Genomic DNA, 13,698 nt, shown 5'->3' on the forward strand with positions numbered 1-13,698 from the left:
ATTTATTTGGTATTAAGTACAATCGGAATTCTAAATTTTGCACGTATTGGAATTCCTCTTTTTAGTGCCGGTGATGCTTGTGGCAATGTAAGTAAACAACGAGTAATTACCGCATCAAACTCTGGTATTTGTTCTTCTACTATCGCATTATGTTCAATATCTAAAACAGAAACTGCGCCCATTTTGTCCATTAAAAAATCTACATACAGCGTATCTAATACTTCTTCTTTGAGTACAAACTCAAAACCCTCTAATGAAGTAGAAAAATGTCTAAGCAAGGTTTCTTGGAAACATTCTATATTTTCTTCTTTCGAATCTGTCTCATCACAATTTTCAAAAAGAGGAAATTGATCTACTTCATTGAAGTTAATTTCTTGCAACTCGCGTGTTACCAATTGCTGTGTTTTCTCTTCTTTTGATGTGAAGAGATCACAAGAAACAACTAGAAAAAATATACATAAAATTGATACTATACGCATGTGCGCTATAAAGTTTGTGGAAAATTACGATATTTTGAGTTATTTAATTGACTGTAAAGCGGATTTCCTTTTTTAGTGCTCATCATTACCTCTTTTTTGAACAACAAAAAAGCCAAAGAAATTACTTTGGCCTTCATGTTGTCTTCTAATTTAGGTGCTAATTTTACTGCAACTTAAAGGTAATAGGAATAGAAAACGGTACCCGAACTACTTTCCCGTCTTGCTTACCAGGTGTCATTTTTGGCAATAATGAAATGATTCGTTCAGCCTCCTCTTCTAAGATTTTATCAGGACCACGCATTCTTAAACCTGCAATATTCCCAGTTTCATCAATTATAAACATAAGGTTTACTTTACCTTGAATTCCTTTATCCTGAGCTTCTTGAGGATATTTGAAATTCTTATTAATATGCTGAAATAATTTTTCTTTAAAACAAGCTCTTTGGTTTTCAACATCTTCACAACCAGGAAAAACTGGGGCTTCATTTACAACCATAAATGGCACATCTGTAGCGTTATCATAATCTATCTCTTCTTTAGAGATCGCAGAATCTCCTTTGATAACATTTACAGACTCAATACCTTCCGTATTTGTTTTAATTTTTATTGAATTACCTTTTCCATCACTTATAACAAAATTACCTTCTTCTTTATAAGCTTCTACTTTAGAAAAAAACTCAGCTTTTTGAATACTTTCTTTTTCGGTTAAATTGTCTAAATCTGATACTTCTAATATGAATTTTTCATAATCTGATACTTCCAAGATTTGTTGTTCATTAGAAGATGTTTTTAACGTTGCCCCCTGTTCCAATTCATTCGTTTTTAATTCATTTTCACATGAAGAATAAAATAGCATTCCTAAAATTAAAGGGACTAGCACTACATACTTTAACTGAAATACACGCTTTGATTTTGATTTTTGTAACATAACGATTCGTTTTTTGATTAATGATGATTTAAAAAATGGATTGATAAATGAAATATTTTCTGTTTGAAAAACTTGAGACAACAACAGTTGGTATTGTTCTTTTTTGTGGGTTTTAGAGACCTGAGCATCCGCTATAAACTCATGTAATTCTGATATTCTATTTTGGTATACATACACTAAAGGATTGAACCAATTGATAATGCGAAGCAGTTCAAAAAAGACCAAGTCATATGAATGCCCTTGACGAATATGAACCAGCTCATGCGCTACAATGCTTTCATAATCCTTATCTAATACTTTATCTCCAAGAAAAACAGATTTAAAGAAAGAAAATGCAATTTCACTGTTTCTGATCACGATTTGTGTAAAATCATTTAAATATTGAATGGTGCCCTTATCCTTTAATTGTTTTATCTGATATAATTTAAATACAAAGATGAATGTTGCGATGACCATCCCGGCTATTAATACAATTGTAAACCAACTTACTAAATCATTAGTTCCTGAAACCCCAGAGACCTCAAGATCATTTCTATTCCATAAAAACTCTGGATAGCTAAAAGTAGTTTCTGACACTTTCGTTTTTAACGCTTCAATTTTCACCCAAGGCAAAACTAGCGACAAGATATATGTACCAATAAGGTATACTCTGTTCCATTGAAAAAAGGTTTCCTTTTTTAGAAAAAGATCATAAACGATTAAAAACAAAAGCTGAAAAGCGATGCTTTCTAAAATATACTGTATCATTTTTCCTCCTTTTTAATTTCTTTTAATATCGATTCTAGTTCGGATAAATTCATATCATTTTTTTTCATGAAAAACGACACCATACTTTTAAAAGAACCTTGAAAATAACCATCTACGAGCTTGTTGATAGATTGATTGCTGTAGTCTGCTTTCTTTAGTAAAGGAAAATACAAATAGCCTTTCCCCTCTTGTTCATGATTTACAAAACCTTTACTCTCTAGGATACGTACAATAGTAGATACTGTATTGTAAGCAGGTTTTGGTTCTGGCAACTCTTCAATAATAGCCGCAACATTGCACTTTTCTAGTTGCCACAATACCTGCATTACCTCTTCTTCTGCCTTTGTCAATTGTTTCATGTATCTTGAACTTATTTCAGTGTCTATTGACACTGGTTAAACACTTAAATTAGTATCCAACTATCGAACTAAAAATAGCTTTCAACTAACTTATTAGTTCAAATATAACTAAATAATTAGTTCAAACTAATAAATTAGTTGAAAAACTTAAAAAAAATGATATTGATGTAACAAAGCATCGTAATTTTCGTCTCACTAAACAAACACCCTTAAATGGATATTGCGTTACTACTCTTTGGTTTCATTTTTATGCTTGCAGGTATCATCGGAAGCTTTTTACCTGTGCTACCTGGCCCACCTATAAGTTGGTTAGGACTTCTACTCCTATTTTTAACAAGCGTTATTCCGCAAGACTGGTGGTTTTTAGGCATCACTCTGGCTATTGCACTATTTGTTTTTGCTTTAGATTATATTATTCCTGCCATGGGAACAAAGAAATTTGGCGGTAGTAAAGCGGGGATGATTGGTACCACTTTGGGACTTCTTGTCGCATTACTTTTTCCTGTATTGGGTGTATTCGGGATTATAATTTGGCCTTTTGTGGGTGCTTTTCTGGGAGAAATATTAAATAAAGCCGACAAAAAAACCGCTCTTAAAGCGGCTTTTGGATCTTTTTTAGGATTTATTACAGGAACCTTTTTAAAATTTATGGTGTCTATTGTATTTTTAGGACTCTTTATCGCTAAGGCTTGGGAATACAAAGAAGCACTTTTTCCTTACTTTAAATAGTACTACAACCAAACAGTTTTATCTTCGATAGGACCCCTAGCAGAATCTGGTATTTCTTGATCATAATTCCCCATATAGAAAAAGCCTAAACATGCTTCTTCATGGTTCATTTCAAAAAAATCTCCCATATGCTTTACTAAGGCTGGAGAACTCCAATAGGCACCAATGCCTAATTCCGTACACGCCAACCACATGTTTTGAACAGCCATAGCTACTGCAGCTACCTCTTCCCATTCTGGAACACTTTTCATAGGGTCGCGTTGCATACAAATGGCTATTATAGCAGAAGCTTTTTTAGGATTTTCTATAATTTTCTTGGCTTTAAATTCTTTCGGACTCGGATCTGTCTCTAAATATTTTAAAGAAAGGAACAGGCCTAATTTTTCTAGTGTTTCTCCTTGCATTACCTTAAATCGCCAAGGTTCTGTTTTTCGGTGGCTAGGTGCCCAATTAGCTGCTTCTAACACTTTTAAAATATCTTCCTTAGCAATAGGTGTATCATTATATTGAGCCGGAAAAACCGATCTTCTCTTTCGTATCACATCAAATATCATAGCGTCAATTTTTTAATTCTAACAAAGTTAATTCTTATTCATTACTTCAAAGACTCCCTGAACACTAAATTTAAACAATGTTTAAGGGTGGGATTGCGGTTATCTTTTTTCCAAATAACAGACAGCTCAGCACGTTGCTTTATTTTTTTTAATTCGATAAATTTTACCCCCATATCAAAACCATATTGCAATGATGTAGGCACAATGGCAATACCCAACTTATTCTCCACCAATTTAAAAATAGTTTGTGCATGCACTGATTTGTGAGAAACGCTAGGGGTAAAACCGGCATCTTCACAAATACTCATGACGGTATCAAAATACAAGGCACTATAATCCTGTGAAAACAGTATAAATTCTTCATCAGCAAACTGATTCATCTTTTTAAAATTATCCGAATTAATAGGATGCTCTTTAGGAAGCACGAGAGAAAAAGTGTCTTGCATAACTGTTTCAATACCTAAGCTATCTGGCACTCTCGCCAATCTTACAAAACCAATATCTAAAGTATCCTTTAAAATGGCATTTACTTGAGCCGTATTTGAAAGTTCTTCTAGAGTGGTCTTTATCTGCGGGAAACTGTCGCGTAACTTAATCAACAAATCAGGAACTACGGTTTGCATGGCCGACCCTAGAAATCCAATCCTAATCTCCCCATAGTCGCCATCCGATATCAATTTTAATTGCTTTTTAGTAACTTCTAGATGGTTTACAATAAACTCTACTTCTGCTTTAAGGTATTCCCCGGCTGGAGTCAGCGTTACTTTTTTCTTATTCCGAACAAACAAGGGAGTTGCTAAAATTTCTTCCATCTGTTTAATTTGCCTGCTTAATCCAGGTTGAGAAATACACAGCTTTTCTGCAGCTTTTCTATAATGTAATTCATCGGCTACTGCCAAGAAATAATGAAAATGACGCAACTCTAATTGATAACCCATAGTTATTGAATAGTGATATATATAATATTGGTAATTATCAAACTTAATCAATAATTTTATAAGATTCAATTTCTGATTTAAAACTATGGCATCTAAAAAGACTTTTAAACTTGGGGAAGACTGGCTTACTGCAAGCATCACACTTTCTATTGCAAAAGGAGAAACCCCTATCGAACTCTCCAAGAGTACAAGAGAAAAAATAAATGCAAGTGCTCAAATCGTAGCCAATATTGTAGCAAAAGGTAAAGCTGTATATGGTATAAATACAGGGTTTGGACCGCTTTGCACTACCAAAATCTCAAAAGAAGAAACCAAAGTTTTGCAATCCAATATTTTGAAAAGTCATAGTGTAGGAGTTGGCAACCCCATTGCTACAGATATTGCAAAGTTGATGTTAATTTTAAAAGCACAGTCTTTAGCCAAAGGGTATTCTGGTATTTCAGAAACTACGTTAGATCGGATCCTTTGGCATATAGACCATGATGCCATTCCTATTGTGCCATCACAAGGTTCTGTTGGTGCCTCGGGAGATTTAGCACCTTTATCTCATTTATTCTTACCCTTAATTGGTTTAGGGAAAGTAAACTACAAGGGGATTGAAATTGAAACCTGTGAACTCTTTAAGCAAACAGGTCTAGCAGCTATAGATCTTGGACCAAAAGAAGGTTTAGCGCTGATTAATGGAACACAGTTTATTGCTGCACATGCCGTAAAGGTCGTAGAGAAGTTACACAGTTGCCTTTCTCAAGCAGATATTATTGGCGCCATGATGATTGAAGGTTTGCAAGGTTCTGTAAAACCATTCTTTAATGAATTACATGCCTTACGCCCCTATAAAGGAAACATTCACGTAGCAAAACGTATCAAACGATTGTTAAAAGGCTCTGAGATTATGGAGGATCATATTGATTGTGATCGGGTTCAAGACCCCTACTCTTTACGTTGTATGCCTCAGGTACATGGCGCTTCAAGAAATGCTTGGTTGCATTTAAAAGAATTGGTAGAAGTTGAATTAAATTCTGTGACGGATAACCCTATAATTATAGATGAAGAATTGACCATTAGCGGAGGTAATTTTCACGGTCAACCTTTAGCTATGGCCTTAGACTATGCATGTTTAGCAGCTTCGGAACTAGGAAATATTTCTGATCGAAGAATTTATTTGGCCTTAGAAGGCAATAGTCCTGGTATACCTAAACTGTTAATGAAAGAAACCGGCATCAATTCTGGTTATATGATTTTACAGTATACCACTGCAGCTTTAGCCAGTGAGAATAAAGGTTTATGTTTTCCTTCTAGTGCAGATAGTATCCCTACGTCATTAGGACAAGAAGATCATGTAAGCATGGGATCTATTGGCGGTAGAAAAGCATTGCAAGTTCTTGACAATGTAGAAAAAATATTGGCTATAGAATTATTGACTGCAGCACAAGCTTTTGAATTTAGAAAACCGATGAAATCAGGGATCTTTTTAGAGGCAATACATACCGCTATTCGTGAAAAAGTAGCTTTTGCAGATAAGGATCGTGTTTTTTCTGATGATATAGAAAAAGGAATTCAAATGATTAAAGACCAAACCATTATTCACGTTATTGATCACATCAGCGAAAAAGAAGGGATCTCTCTAAAAACGAAATTCACGCATGAATTTGAAGTATATTAAAACAGCCTTTCATTGCCCTGAAATTTAATAAAATACTATCCATGAAAAAATTGAAACTTATAGGTCCCTTTAAACAATTAATTACCATGACAGGCTTGCCCTTAAAAGGTGCTTTGTCTGATGCGCAGCTTGTCATCATTGATGATGCAGGAATGCTGATAGAAGACGGAAAAATAAAAACCATAGGATTGTTTAAAAATATGGCAGTAGACGCAGATAATGCAACAACAGAGATTACAACTCTGCAAGGAGATCATGTGTGCTTACCAGGTTTTATAGATGCCCATACACATATTTGTTTTGGTGGTTCTAGAGCTAAAGATTATGCCATGCGTAATGCAGGCAAGACCTATTTAGAAATTGCTAAAGCAGGCGGTGGGATATGGGACACTGTAACACAAACGCGTAAGGCATCTACCGAAGAATTGATTAAAAAAACCATTAAAAGAAGCAAACAACATTTGAAAAATGGGGTTACCACGCTAGAAGTAAAAAGTGGCTATGGCTTATCTGTTTCCGAAGAATTAAAAATGCTCCGTGCTATTAAAACTACGAATGCACAAACTCCACTAGATCTTGTACCTACTTGCTTGGCGGCACATATGAAACCAAAAGATTTCTTGGGGACAAATACAGCATATTTAGAAGAAATAAGCAGCACCCTTTTCCCCATTTTAAAAGAAGAAAATTTAAGCCATAGAATAGATGCTTTTATAGAAGAAAGTGCTTTTTCTAAAGAAGAGATCAGGCCTTACTTTAAAAAAGCTAAAGAGATGGATTTTGACATTACCGTACATGCTGATCAATTCTCTACAGATGGTAGTGCCGTTGCAGTAGAATTTGGAGCCCTTAGTGCCGATCATTTGGAAGCTTCTACCGATAAAGAAATAGAACTACTTTCAAAAAGCAATGTAATTGCCACCGCCCTTCCCGGTGCTTCTATAGGTTTAGGCTGTGCTTTTACACCTGCCCGAAAATTATTGGACGCAGGTTGTTCCGTAGCCATTGCTAGCGATCACAATCCCGGTTCTGCTCCTATGGGCGATTTGCTAACCCAAGCTGCAATTCTTCAAACGTTTGAAAAACTGAGTAATGCCGAAGTATTAGCAGGAATCACTTATCGTGCCGCAGCTGCCTTAAACCTAACAGACCGCGGGCAATTAAAAGAGGGGTTACTAGCAGATTTTATACTGTTTCATACCAATGATTACAACGAAATTTTATACAACCAAGGTTCTTTTAAACCTTGTATGGTTTTTAAAAATGGTGCCTTAATATTCGATAAACATAAAACACATTAAGATGACATTTAAAGAACAAATTCTTCAAGGCCTTCCGAATGAATTACCTTCTAAAAAAGAATATAATTCGGCCCTTAGTCACGCTCCAAAAAGAAAAGATATTCTTTCTTCTGAAGAAAAGCTATTAGCCATAAAAAATGCTTTACGTTATTTTCCAAAAGCTTGGCATCGAGAATTGGCCCAAGAATTTGCCTTTGAATTGTCTACATACGGAAGAATCTACATGCATCGGTTTAAGCCCGAATATACCATGTACGCGAGGCCCATTGATGAATATCCCCATACCTCAACACAAGCTGCAGGAATCATGTTAATGATTCAAAACAATCTAGATCCTGCCGTAGCGCAACATCCTGAAGAACTAATTACCTACGGTGGCAATGGCGCTGTTTTTCAAAACTGGGCACAATACATTTTAACCATGCAGTATTTGGCTACCATGAACAATGAACAAACCCTTCATATGTATTCTGGCCACCCGATGGGGCTTTTCCCATCTTCTACAGAAGCACCAAGAGTTGTAGCCACCAATGGTATGATGATTCCTAATTATTCCAAACCAGACGATTGGGAAAAATACAATGCCTTAGGCGTTACACAATATGGTCAAATGACTGCAGGCTCTTATATGTATATTGGACCACAAGGTATTGTTCACGGTACCACCATTACCGTCATGAATGCTTTTAGAAAAGTGCTGAAGGCTGATGAAAATCCGGCTGGGAAAATATTTTTAACGGCAGGATTAGGCGGCATGAGTGGCGCACAACCAAAAGCAGGAACCATTGCTGGCTGCATTACCATCTGCGCAGAAGTAAATGCTTCTGCTGCAAAAAAGAGACATGAACAAGGCTGGGTAGATGTTCTGATAACCAATTTAGATGATTTGGTGACTAGAACTAAACAAGCACAAGAAGAAAAAGAAGTGGTTTCCATTGCGTTTATAGGTAATATTGTTGCTGTTTGGGAACGATTTTATGACGAAAACATATTTATTCATCTTGGATCTGATCAAACCTCATTGCATAACCCGTGGGCAGGCGGGTATTATCCAGTAGCTAATTCTTTTGAAGAGACCAATGAACTCATGGTCGTTAATCCTAAGCTTTTTAAAGAAAAGGTTCAAAAATCATTGCGAAGACAAATTGATGCTATTAATAAACACACCGCAAAAGGAACTTATTTTTTTGATTACGGCAATGCTTTTCTACTGGAAGCTTCTAGAGCGGGTGCCGCAGTTATGGCCAAAAACGGAATCGATTTTAGGTATCCTTCTTATGTGCAAGATATTTTAGGACCCATGTGTTTTGATTATGGTTTTGGACCTTTTAGATGGGTGTGTACTTCTGGCAATCCAACCGATCTACAAAAAACAGATGCCATCGCTCAGCAGGTTTTAGAAGACATAAAGAACACAGCTCCTGCAGAAATTCAACAACAATTACAAGACAATATTACTTGGATCAAAGAGGCTAACAACAATAATCTTGTAGTAGGATCCCAAGCTAGAATTTTATACGCAGATGCGGAGGGGAGATCAAAAATAGCGGATGCTTTTAATACCGCTATTTCATCTGGAGAAATTTCTGCCCCCATTGTTTTAGGAAGAGACCATCATGATGTGAGTGGTACAGATTCCCCCTTTAGAGAAACCAGTAATATTTATGACGGCAGCAAATTCACAGCAGATATGGCCATACAAAACGTTATTGGCGATAGTTTTAGAGGTGCCACTTGGGTTTCTATTCATAATGGCGGTGGTGTTGGCTGGGGCGAAGTTATCAATGGAGGATTTGGAATGGTCATAGATGGTTCTAAGGAAGCTGCTAAACGTTTAAAAAGCATGATTTTCTATGATGTTACCAACGGCATTGCCAGAAGAGGTTGGGCTAGAAATAATGAAGCCTTGTTTGCCATTCAACGAGAAATGGATAGAAATCCTGAATTAAGAGTCACATTGCCTAACTTAGTAGATGACAACCTACTTAAGAATTTATATTAATACATATGCTGGCATACAAAAAAACACCCCCCGAATTATGGTCTGGTAGAACCTCTGAACAAAAACTTTACCTGCACGAAAAAGTACACTGTGGTACTATTGATGAAATTGAAATAGCGGAAAATCAAAAAACAATTGTCTTATTAGGCTATGCGTGTGATGAAGGTGTAAAAAGAAATCAAGGTAGAATTGGCGCCGTAAATGGCCCAGACACTATCCGGCAATCCTTAGGAAAATTTCCAAACCATTTAGAGGATGATTTTCAATTTATAGATTGCGGTACAATTCTATGCCCAGAGGGTAAAATGGAGCAAGCCCAAGAAGATTTATCTCAAACCATAGCGCAATTACTATCCTTGAATACGTTCCCTATTGTATTGGGTGGCGGACATGATATTGCTTTCGGGCATTACCAAGGCATAAAAAAACACTTAGGAAATAAAAAAATTGGGATTATAAATTTTGATGCACATTTTGATTTAAGATTGAATACTCCTGGGAATACTTCTGGCACTCCGTTTTATCAGATTGCACAAGAATGCCAAAAAGAAGGTGCCGTTTTCAATTATATGTGTTTAGGCGTTCGCAGAGATGCAAATGATAAAACATTATTTGAAACAGCCGATTCTTTAAACGTAAAATATCTAGAAACGGCACATTTTAACATGCACTATCTAGAGCACGTGCAACTCATCTTAATGCAATTTATCGAAGATGTAGATCATGTCTATACTACCCTAGATTTAGACGGATTTTCATCTGCCTATGCTCCAGGAGTCAGTGCACCTTCGCCCATGGGTTTTGCCCCCAATATTGTATTGGAAAGCCTCAGAGTAATTATGGATAGTAAAAAACTAATTAGCCTAGATATTGCAGAAATGAACCCTACCTATGATAGCGATGGACAAACGGCTAAATTAGCCGCTTCACTAGTGCACTATGTGATGCATCACAAATAACAACCTATTCCATCCATGATTTATAGTACTTGCCATCATCAATATCTAAAGCCGCTTGTGTTAACTTCAGTGGTTTAAAGGTATCAATCATAACCGCTAATTCTTCGGTCTTAATTTTTCCGATGCTAGCCTCGTAGGTTCCCGGGTGCGGACCGTGAGGTATGCCTGCAGGATGCAATGAAATATAGCCTTGATCTATACTTTTACGACTCATAAAATCACCATCTACATAATACAATACTTCATCAGAATCTATATTAGAATGGTTGTAGGGTGCTGGTATTGATTGTGGATGATAATCATACATTCTAGGCACAAAAGAACACACCACAAAAGCGCTGGTTTCAAAAGTTTGATGTACTGGTGGCGGCTGATGTACTCTCCCTGTTATGGGTTCAAAATTATGGATAGAAAATCCGTAAGGAAAATTGTAACCATCCCAACCTACCACATCAAAAGGATGCGTTGCATAGGTCAAATGGTGTAATTGCCCTTGCTTTTTCACTTTCATTAAAAATTCGCCTTTTTCGTCAAATGATTGTAGATTTTCCGGCAGTTTAAAATCACGCTCGCAAAAAGGAGAATGTTCTAAATGCTGACCGAAATAGTTACGGTATCTTTTGGGCGTATAAATAGGGTGGTAACTTTCTGTCACCAAAAGTCGATTCTCCTCAGTATCAAAATGTATTTGATAGATCATCCCACGAGGTATGACCAAATAATCGCCATATTCAAACGGAATTTCACCAAGCATAGTCTTTAGTGTGCCCGTACCTTTATGAATAAACAATAATTCATCTGCATCTGTATTCTTGTAAAAATACGTCGTCATCGATTTTTTAGGTGCTGCCAACCCCACATGTACATCGTTATTAAATAGCACCGTAACTCTACTCTCTAAATAATCATCTACAGGTTGCACTTGAAAGCCTTTTAATAAGCGCGACTTAATATTGTGCTCTACTGCTGCTTTCGGAGAAATATCAATAGACGCTCCCACTTCTTTTATTTGAGTAGGTCTGTGTAAATGATACATTAAAGAAGACATTCCGTCAAAACCAATGGTGCCAAACAATTGCTCATAATGCAAAGTTCCATCAGGTTTTTTAAAAATAGTATGTCTCTTTTGAGGTATTTTCCCTTGTTTATGATACAGCGGCATCTTAGAATATCTTTTATTTATCTCTATAAAATTACGACATTTTTAAAACAAAAGAAGGCTATTTTCCTTCATTTCATAACAGTAATCTACTTTATTGGCTTACGAAGCAATAATTAAATGAACTGCGTCAATGCATCCAGAGAAGAAAATAGAACTTGCTACATCAAATTAAAAACAATAATCATGGAAAAGAGCAGAAATAAAGACGTCGTAGCAACAAAAAAATACAATTCTAACGTAACTGAAGATGATTTACAAGCGTTAGGAAAAAAAGGTCTAAGCATGGATACGGGAGATGATTCGCTATTACAAGACCGAAAAGACCGCATTGATTTTTCTGGTGAAGACCTAGATGTCCCAGGAAGACATGAAGTAAATTTAACCCCTAATCTAGGCTTAAAAGATGAGGAAAACAGTCTTTTTGGGCAAGGAGGAGATGATAAAGAGAACCTTGAAGAGTCTAAGGGTGATACTTTTGATAGATCTGGCAAATAAGGTTAAAAGTCTAATACATACGTGAGGATAGGTGTTAGTTGGTTTTGCACATTCCGAGTTTAACAACACCTATTCCTTTCTCGTTTAAAAAACGTAAATCAACAAAAAAATAATTTCCCATCATAAGATTAAAATCGGGGGACTTATCATTCGACTGTTTTGGAGATTTCACTTGAGCTCCGTTATCCTTAAAAACATAAATTGTTAGGTGTTTTTGCTGATATATTCTCATCCTAAAGGTAATTTCATTAATAGGAAGGCCCGTTATTATATACTTATAATCACTGTCGCGATAGTTGAAAGTTGTCGTTAATTGAGATGAAAACTTAGACACGTCTTTATTCTTATAATATTTTCCTTTGAAATCAAAAGGTTCTATACTTAAATAGAGTTCATCGTTGTAAGAACTTAACTCCTTATCATACAAATCTACCTCAACATTTTCTCGAAACATAAACCCCTCCACATTGACCTGATCAAAATCAATAGTAAATGATTCTTGATTCTTCAAAAAATGGGTGAGTTTACGTGCTGCATTTCTCTTTTCAGTCTTCGAAAAAAGTTTATAGATTACAAATACAACTACAATTATTAGTGATATTATTAGTTTCTCCATGGCCACTCAGTGTTGTCTCGATAATTTAAAGTTATTTTAAAAAAATAATCTTGCAGACTATTTCCACAATATCTCAAGACTAAAATATGGAGAATTCAACTCGCTGCATTGTAAAGCCCCTGACTTAGTGGAACAAGAAAGATTAAAAAAGCTACATTCTACTCAAAATATGAAAATAGTATGGGCACGAGTTTAATATCCGCAGGAAATGTAGGATATCATCACTTAGAAGTTAAATTAGTGATAACATCATAAAGTGCATTCCAAACAAAAATTATTCCCGGAGCCGTAAAAACTATTCCAAACAAACCAAATAAAAGTGTTAAGCCCCACATATCTAAGAAAAAGCTGGCAATGCGAGCTTCGTTACTTCTTCCTGTAATATAGCGTACTTCAACTTCGTCTCCTATTCTATCTGTAGTAAAAGAACTTGAACTGGAAGAGCGAATATAAACATTTGCCCCTCTGTTATCAACGAACAACACTTGAGTGTACCTAGTATCAGAAGAACTATCACTAGTATTTGTATTATAGGCTACCTCAAAGCCGCTTATATATCCTGTTGTAAGTTCTGAATTTTGAATAAAATTTACCGTTTCAATAGTACGACTTATAGCAAAATAAAGAAATGTACCACCGGCAAGTAAAATTAAGCAGAATACACTGGTAGCTACTACGTCTCCTTTCATTTAAAGTTGAATTTATTATTCCCGATTAAGAAAAGCTTTTTTTGTGAATGACTACTTTGAACAAGTGCGCACAGCAA

The 13,698-nt window shown here is 35.8% G+C and carries 14 protein-coding genes; 6 read left to right on the plus strand and 8 right to left on the minus strand.

Features of this window, described 5'->3' with window-relative positions:
- Positions 1-2: 2 nt before the first annotated feature.
- The 3 genes from BLQ19_RS01480 to BLQ19_RS01490 form a co-directional block, all read right to left on the minus strand.
- Positions 3-479 carry a hypothetical protein gene (locus BLQ19_RS01480; RefSeq protein WP_025615990.1) on the minus strand — a complete coding sequence of 159 codons (477 nt, stop codon included), beginning with the start codon at positions 477-479 and terminating at the stop codon, positions 3-5.
- Between the two features lie 163 nt (positions 480-642).
- Positions 643-2,154, minus strand: coding sequence for a M56 family metallopeptidase (locus tag BLQ19_RS01485; RefSeq protein ID WP_074537171.1), 1,512 nt, complete (start codon positions 2,152-2,154; stop codon positions 643-645).
- The gene (locus tag BLQ19_RS01490) at positions 2,151-2,513 is read right to left on the minus strand and encodes a BlaI/MecI/CopY family transcriptional regulator (RefSeq protein ID WP_024481940.1); all 363 of its coding nucleotides are present in this window, start codon (positions 2,511-2,513) and stop codon (positions 2,151-2,153) included. Before BLQ19_RS01490 ends, BLQ19_RS01485 begins: the two co-directional genes overlap by 4 nt.
- A gap of 213 nt (positions 2,514-2,726) precedes the next feature.
- Between BLQ19_RS01490 and BLQ19_RS01495 the strand changes: the two genes are divergently transcribed.
- Positions 2,727-3,242, plus strand: a complete 516-nt coding sequence (locus BLQ19_RS01495) for a DUF456 domain-containing protein (protein WP_024481941.1) — start codon at positions 2,727-2,729, stop codon at positions 3,240-3,242.
- 2 nt (positions 3,243-3,244) lie between these two features.
- Here the strand turns inward: BLQ19_RS01495 and BLQ19_RS01500 are convergent, their stop codons facing one another.
- Positions 3,245-3,796 carry a nitroreductase family protein gene (locus tag BLQ19_RS01500; protein ID WP_074537172.1) on the minus strand — a complete coding sequence of 184 codons (552 nt, stop codon included), beginning with the start codon at positions 3,794-3,796 and terminating at the stop codon, positions 3,245-3,247.
- 41 nt (positions 3,797-3,837) lie between these two features.
- Positions 3,838-4,734: a LysR family transcriptional regulator gene (locus BLQ19_RS01505; RefSeq protein WP_074537173.1), complete on the minus strand. Its 897-nt coding sequence runs from the start codon at positions 4,732-4,734 to the stop codon at positions 3,838-3,840.
- 85 nt (positions 4,735-4,819) lie between these two features.
- Here BLQ19_RS01505 and hutH point away from each other — a divergent pair, with 85 nt between their 5' ends.
- Genes hutH through hutG form a run of 4 tightly spaced genes read left to right on the plus strand, consistent with a single transcriptional unit; the run spans position 4,820 to position 10,659 of the window.
- Positions 4,820-6,397 carry a histidine ammonia-lyase gene (gene hutH, locus BLQ19_RS01510; protein ID WP_074537174.1) on the plus strand — a complete coding sequence of 526 codons (1,578 nt, stop codon included), beginning with the start codon at positions 4,820-4,822 and terminating at the stop codon, positions 6,395-6,397.
- Positions 6,398-6,438: 41 nt separating this feature from the next.
- On the plus strand, positions 6,439-7,698 hold the full coding sequence (hutI, locus tag BLQ19_RS01515; RefSeq protein ID WP_074537175.1) for an imidazolonepropionase: 1,260 nt from the start codon (positions 6,439-6,441) through the stop codon (positions 7,696-7,698).
- A gap of 1 nt (position 7,699) precedes the next feature.
- Positions 7,700-9,700 (plus strand): urocanate hydratase, encoded by a 2,001-nt coding sequence (gene hutU / locus BLQ19_RS01520; RefSeq protein ID WP_074537176.1) that lies wholly within the window; start codon positions 7,700-7,702, stop codon positions 9,698-9,700.
- Positions 9,701-9,705: 5 nt separating this feature from the next.
- Positions 9,706-10,659, plus strand: coding sequence for a formimidoylglutamase (hutG, locus tag BLQ19_RS01525; RefSeq protein WP_074537177.1), 954 nt, complete (start codon positions 9,706-9,708; stop codon positions 10,657-10,659).
- Positions 10,660-10,663: 4 nt separating this feature from the next.
- Here hutG and BLQ19_RS01530 read toward each other — a convergent pair whose 3' ends face one another.
- Positions 10,664-11,821: a homogentisate 1,2-dioxygenase gene (locus tag BLQ19_RS01530; protein ID WP_074537178.1), complete on the minus strand. Its 1,158-nt coding sequence runs from the start codon at positions 11,819-11,821 to the stop codon at positions 10,664-10,666.
- A 183-nt stretch (positions 11,822-12,004) separates the two neighbouring features.
- Here BLQ19_RS01530 and BLQ19_RS01535 point away from each other — a divergent pair, with 183 nt between their 5' ends.
- On the plus strand, positions 12,005-12,316 hold the full coding sequence (locus BLQ19_RS01535) for a hypothetical protein (RefSeq protein ID WP_025615999.1): 312 nt from the start codon (positions 12,005-12,007) through the stop codon (positions 12,314-12,316).
- 34 nt (positions 12,317-12,350) lie between these two features.
- Here BLQ19_RS01535 and BLQ19_RS01540 read toward each other — a convergent pair whose 3' ends face one another.
- Together BLQ19_RS01540 and BLQ19_RS01545 are read right to left on the minus strand one after the other, a co-directional pair.
- On the minus strand, positions 12,351-12,932 hold the full coding sequence (locus tag BLQ19_RS01540) for a hypothetical protein (protein ID WP_074537179.1): 582 nt from the start codon (positions 12,930-12,932) through the stop codon (positions 12,351-12,353).
- Between the two features lie 221 nt (positions 12,933-13,153).
- Positions 13,154-13,621 (minus strand): DUF3592 domain-containing protein, encoded by a 468-nt coding sequence (locus BLQ19_RS01545; protein WP_074537180.1) that lies wholly within the window; start codon positions 13,619-13,621, stop codon positions 13,154-13,156.
- Between the last annotated feature and the right edge of the window lie 77 nt (positions 13,622-13,698).

This window comes from Cellulophaga baltica (assembly GCF_900102165.1).
Lineage (GTDB): Bacteria > Bacteroidota > Bacteroidia > Flavobacteriales > Flavobacteriaceae > Cellulophaga > Cellulophaga baltica.

What these genes read in the sequence shown, in the direction of transcription:
- BLQ19_RS01480 (WP_025615990.1), bottom strand. Translation starts at nt 479, where the DNA reads ATGCGTATAGTATCAATTTTATGTATATTTTTTCTAGTTGTTTCTTGT.
- BLQ19_RS01485 (WP_074537171.1), bottom strand. Translation starts at nt 2,154, where the DNA reads ATGATACAGTATATTTTAGAAAGCATCGCTTTTCAGCTTTTGTTTTTA.
- BLQ19_RS01490 (WP_024481940.1), bottom strand. Translation starts at nt 2,513, where the DNA reads ATGAAACAATTGACAAAGGCAGAAGAAGAGGTAATGCAGGTATTGTGG.
- BLQ19_RS01495 (WP_024481941.1), top strand. Translation starts at nt 2,727, where the DNA reads ATGGATATTGCGTTACTACTCTTTGGTTTCATTTTTATGCTTGCAGGT.
- BLQ19_RS01500 (WP_074537172.1), bottom strand. Translation starts at nt 3,796, where the DNA reads ATGATATTTGATGTGATACGAAAGAGAAGATCGGTTTTTCCGGCTCAA.
- BLQ19_RS01505 (WP_074537173.1), bottom strand. Translation starts at nt 4,734, where the DNA reads ATGGGTTATCAATTAGAGTTGCGTCATTTTCATTATTTCTTGGCAGTA.
- hutH (WP_074537174.1), top strand. Translation starts at nt 4,820, where the DNA reads ATGGCATCTAAAAAGACTTTTAAACTTGGGGAAGACTGGCTTACTGCA.
- hutI (WP_074537175.1), top strand. Translation starts at nt 6,439, where the DNA reads ATGAAAAAATTGAAACTTATAGGTCCCTTTAAACAATTAATTACCATG.
- hutU (WP_074537176.1), top strand. Translation starts at nt 7,700, where the DNA reads ATGACATTTAAAGAACAAATTCTTCAAGGCCTTCCGAATGAATTACCT.
- hutG (WP_074537177.1), top strand. Translation starts at nt 9,706, where the DNA reads ATGCTGGCATACAAAAAAACACCCCCCGAATTATGGTCTGGTAGAACC.
- BLQ19_RS01530 (WP_074537178.1), bottom strand. Translation starts at nt 11,821, where the DNA reads ATGCCGCTGTATCATAAACAAGGGAAAATACCTCAAAAGAGACATACT.
- BLQ19_RS01535 (WP_025615999.1), top strand. Translation starts at nt 12,005, where the DNA reads ATGGAAAAGAGCAGAAATAAAGACGTCGTAGCAACAAAAAAATACAAT.
- BLQ19_RS01540 (WP_074537179.1), bottom strand. Translation starts at nt 12,932, where the DNA reads ATGGAGAAACTAATAATATCACTAATAATTGTAGTTGTATTTGTAATC.
- BLQ19_RS01545 (WP_074537180.1), bottom strand. Translation starts at nt 13,621, where the DNA reads ATGAAAGGAGACGTAGTAGCTACCAGTGTATTCTGCTTAATTTTACTT.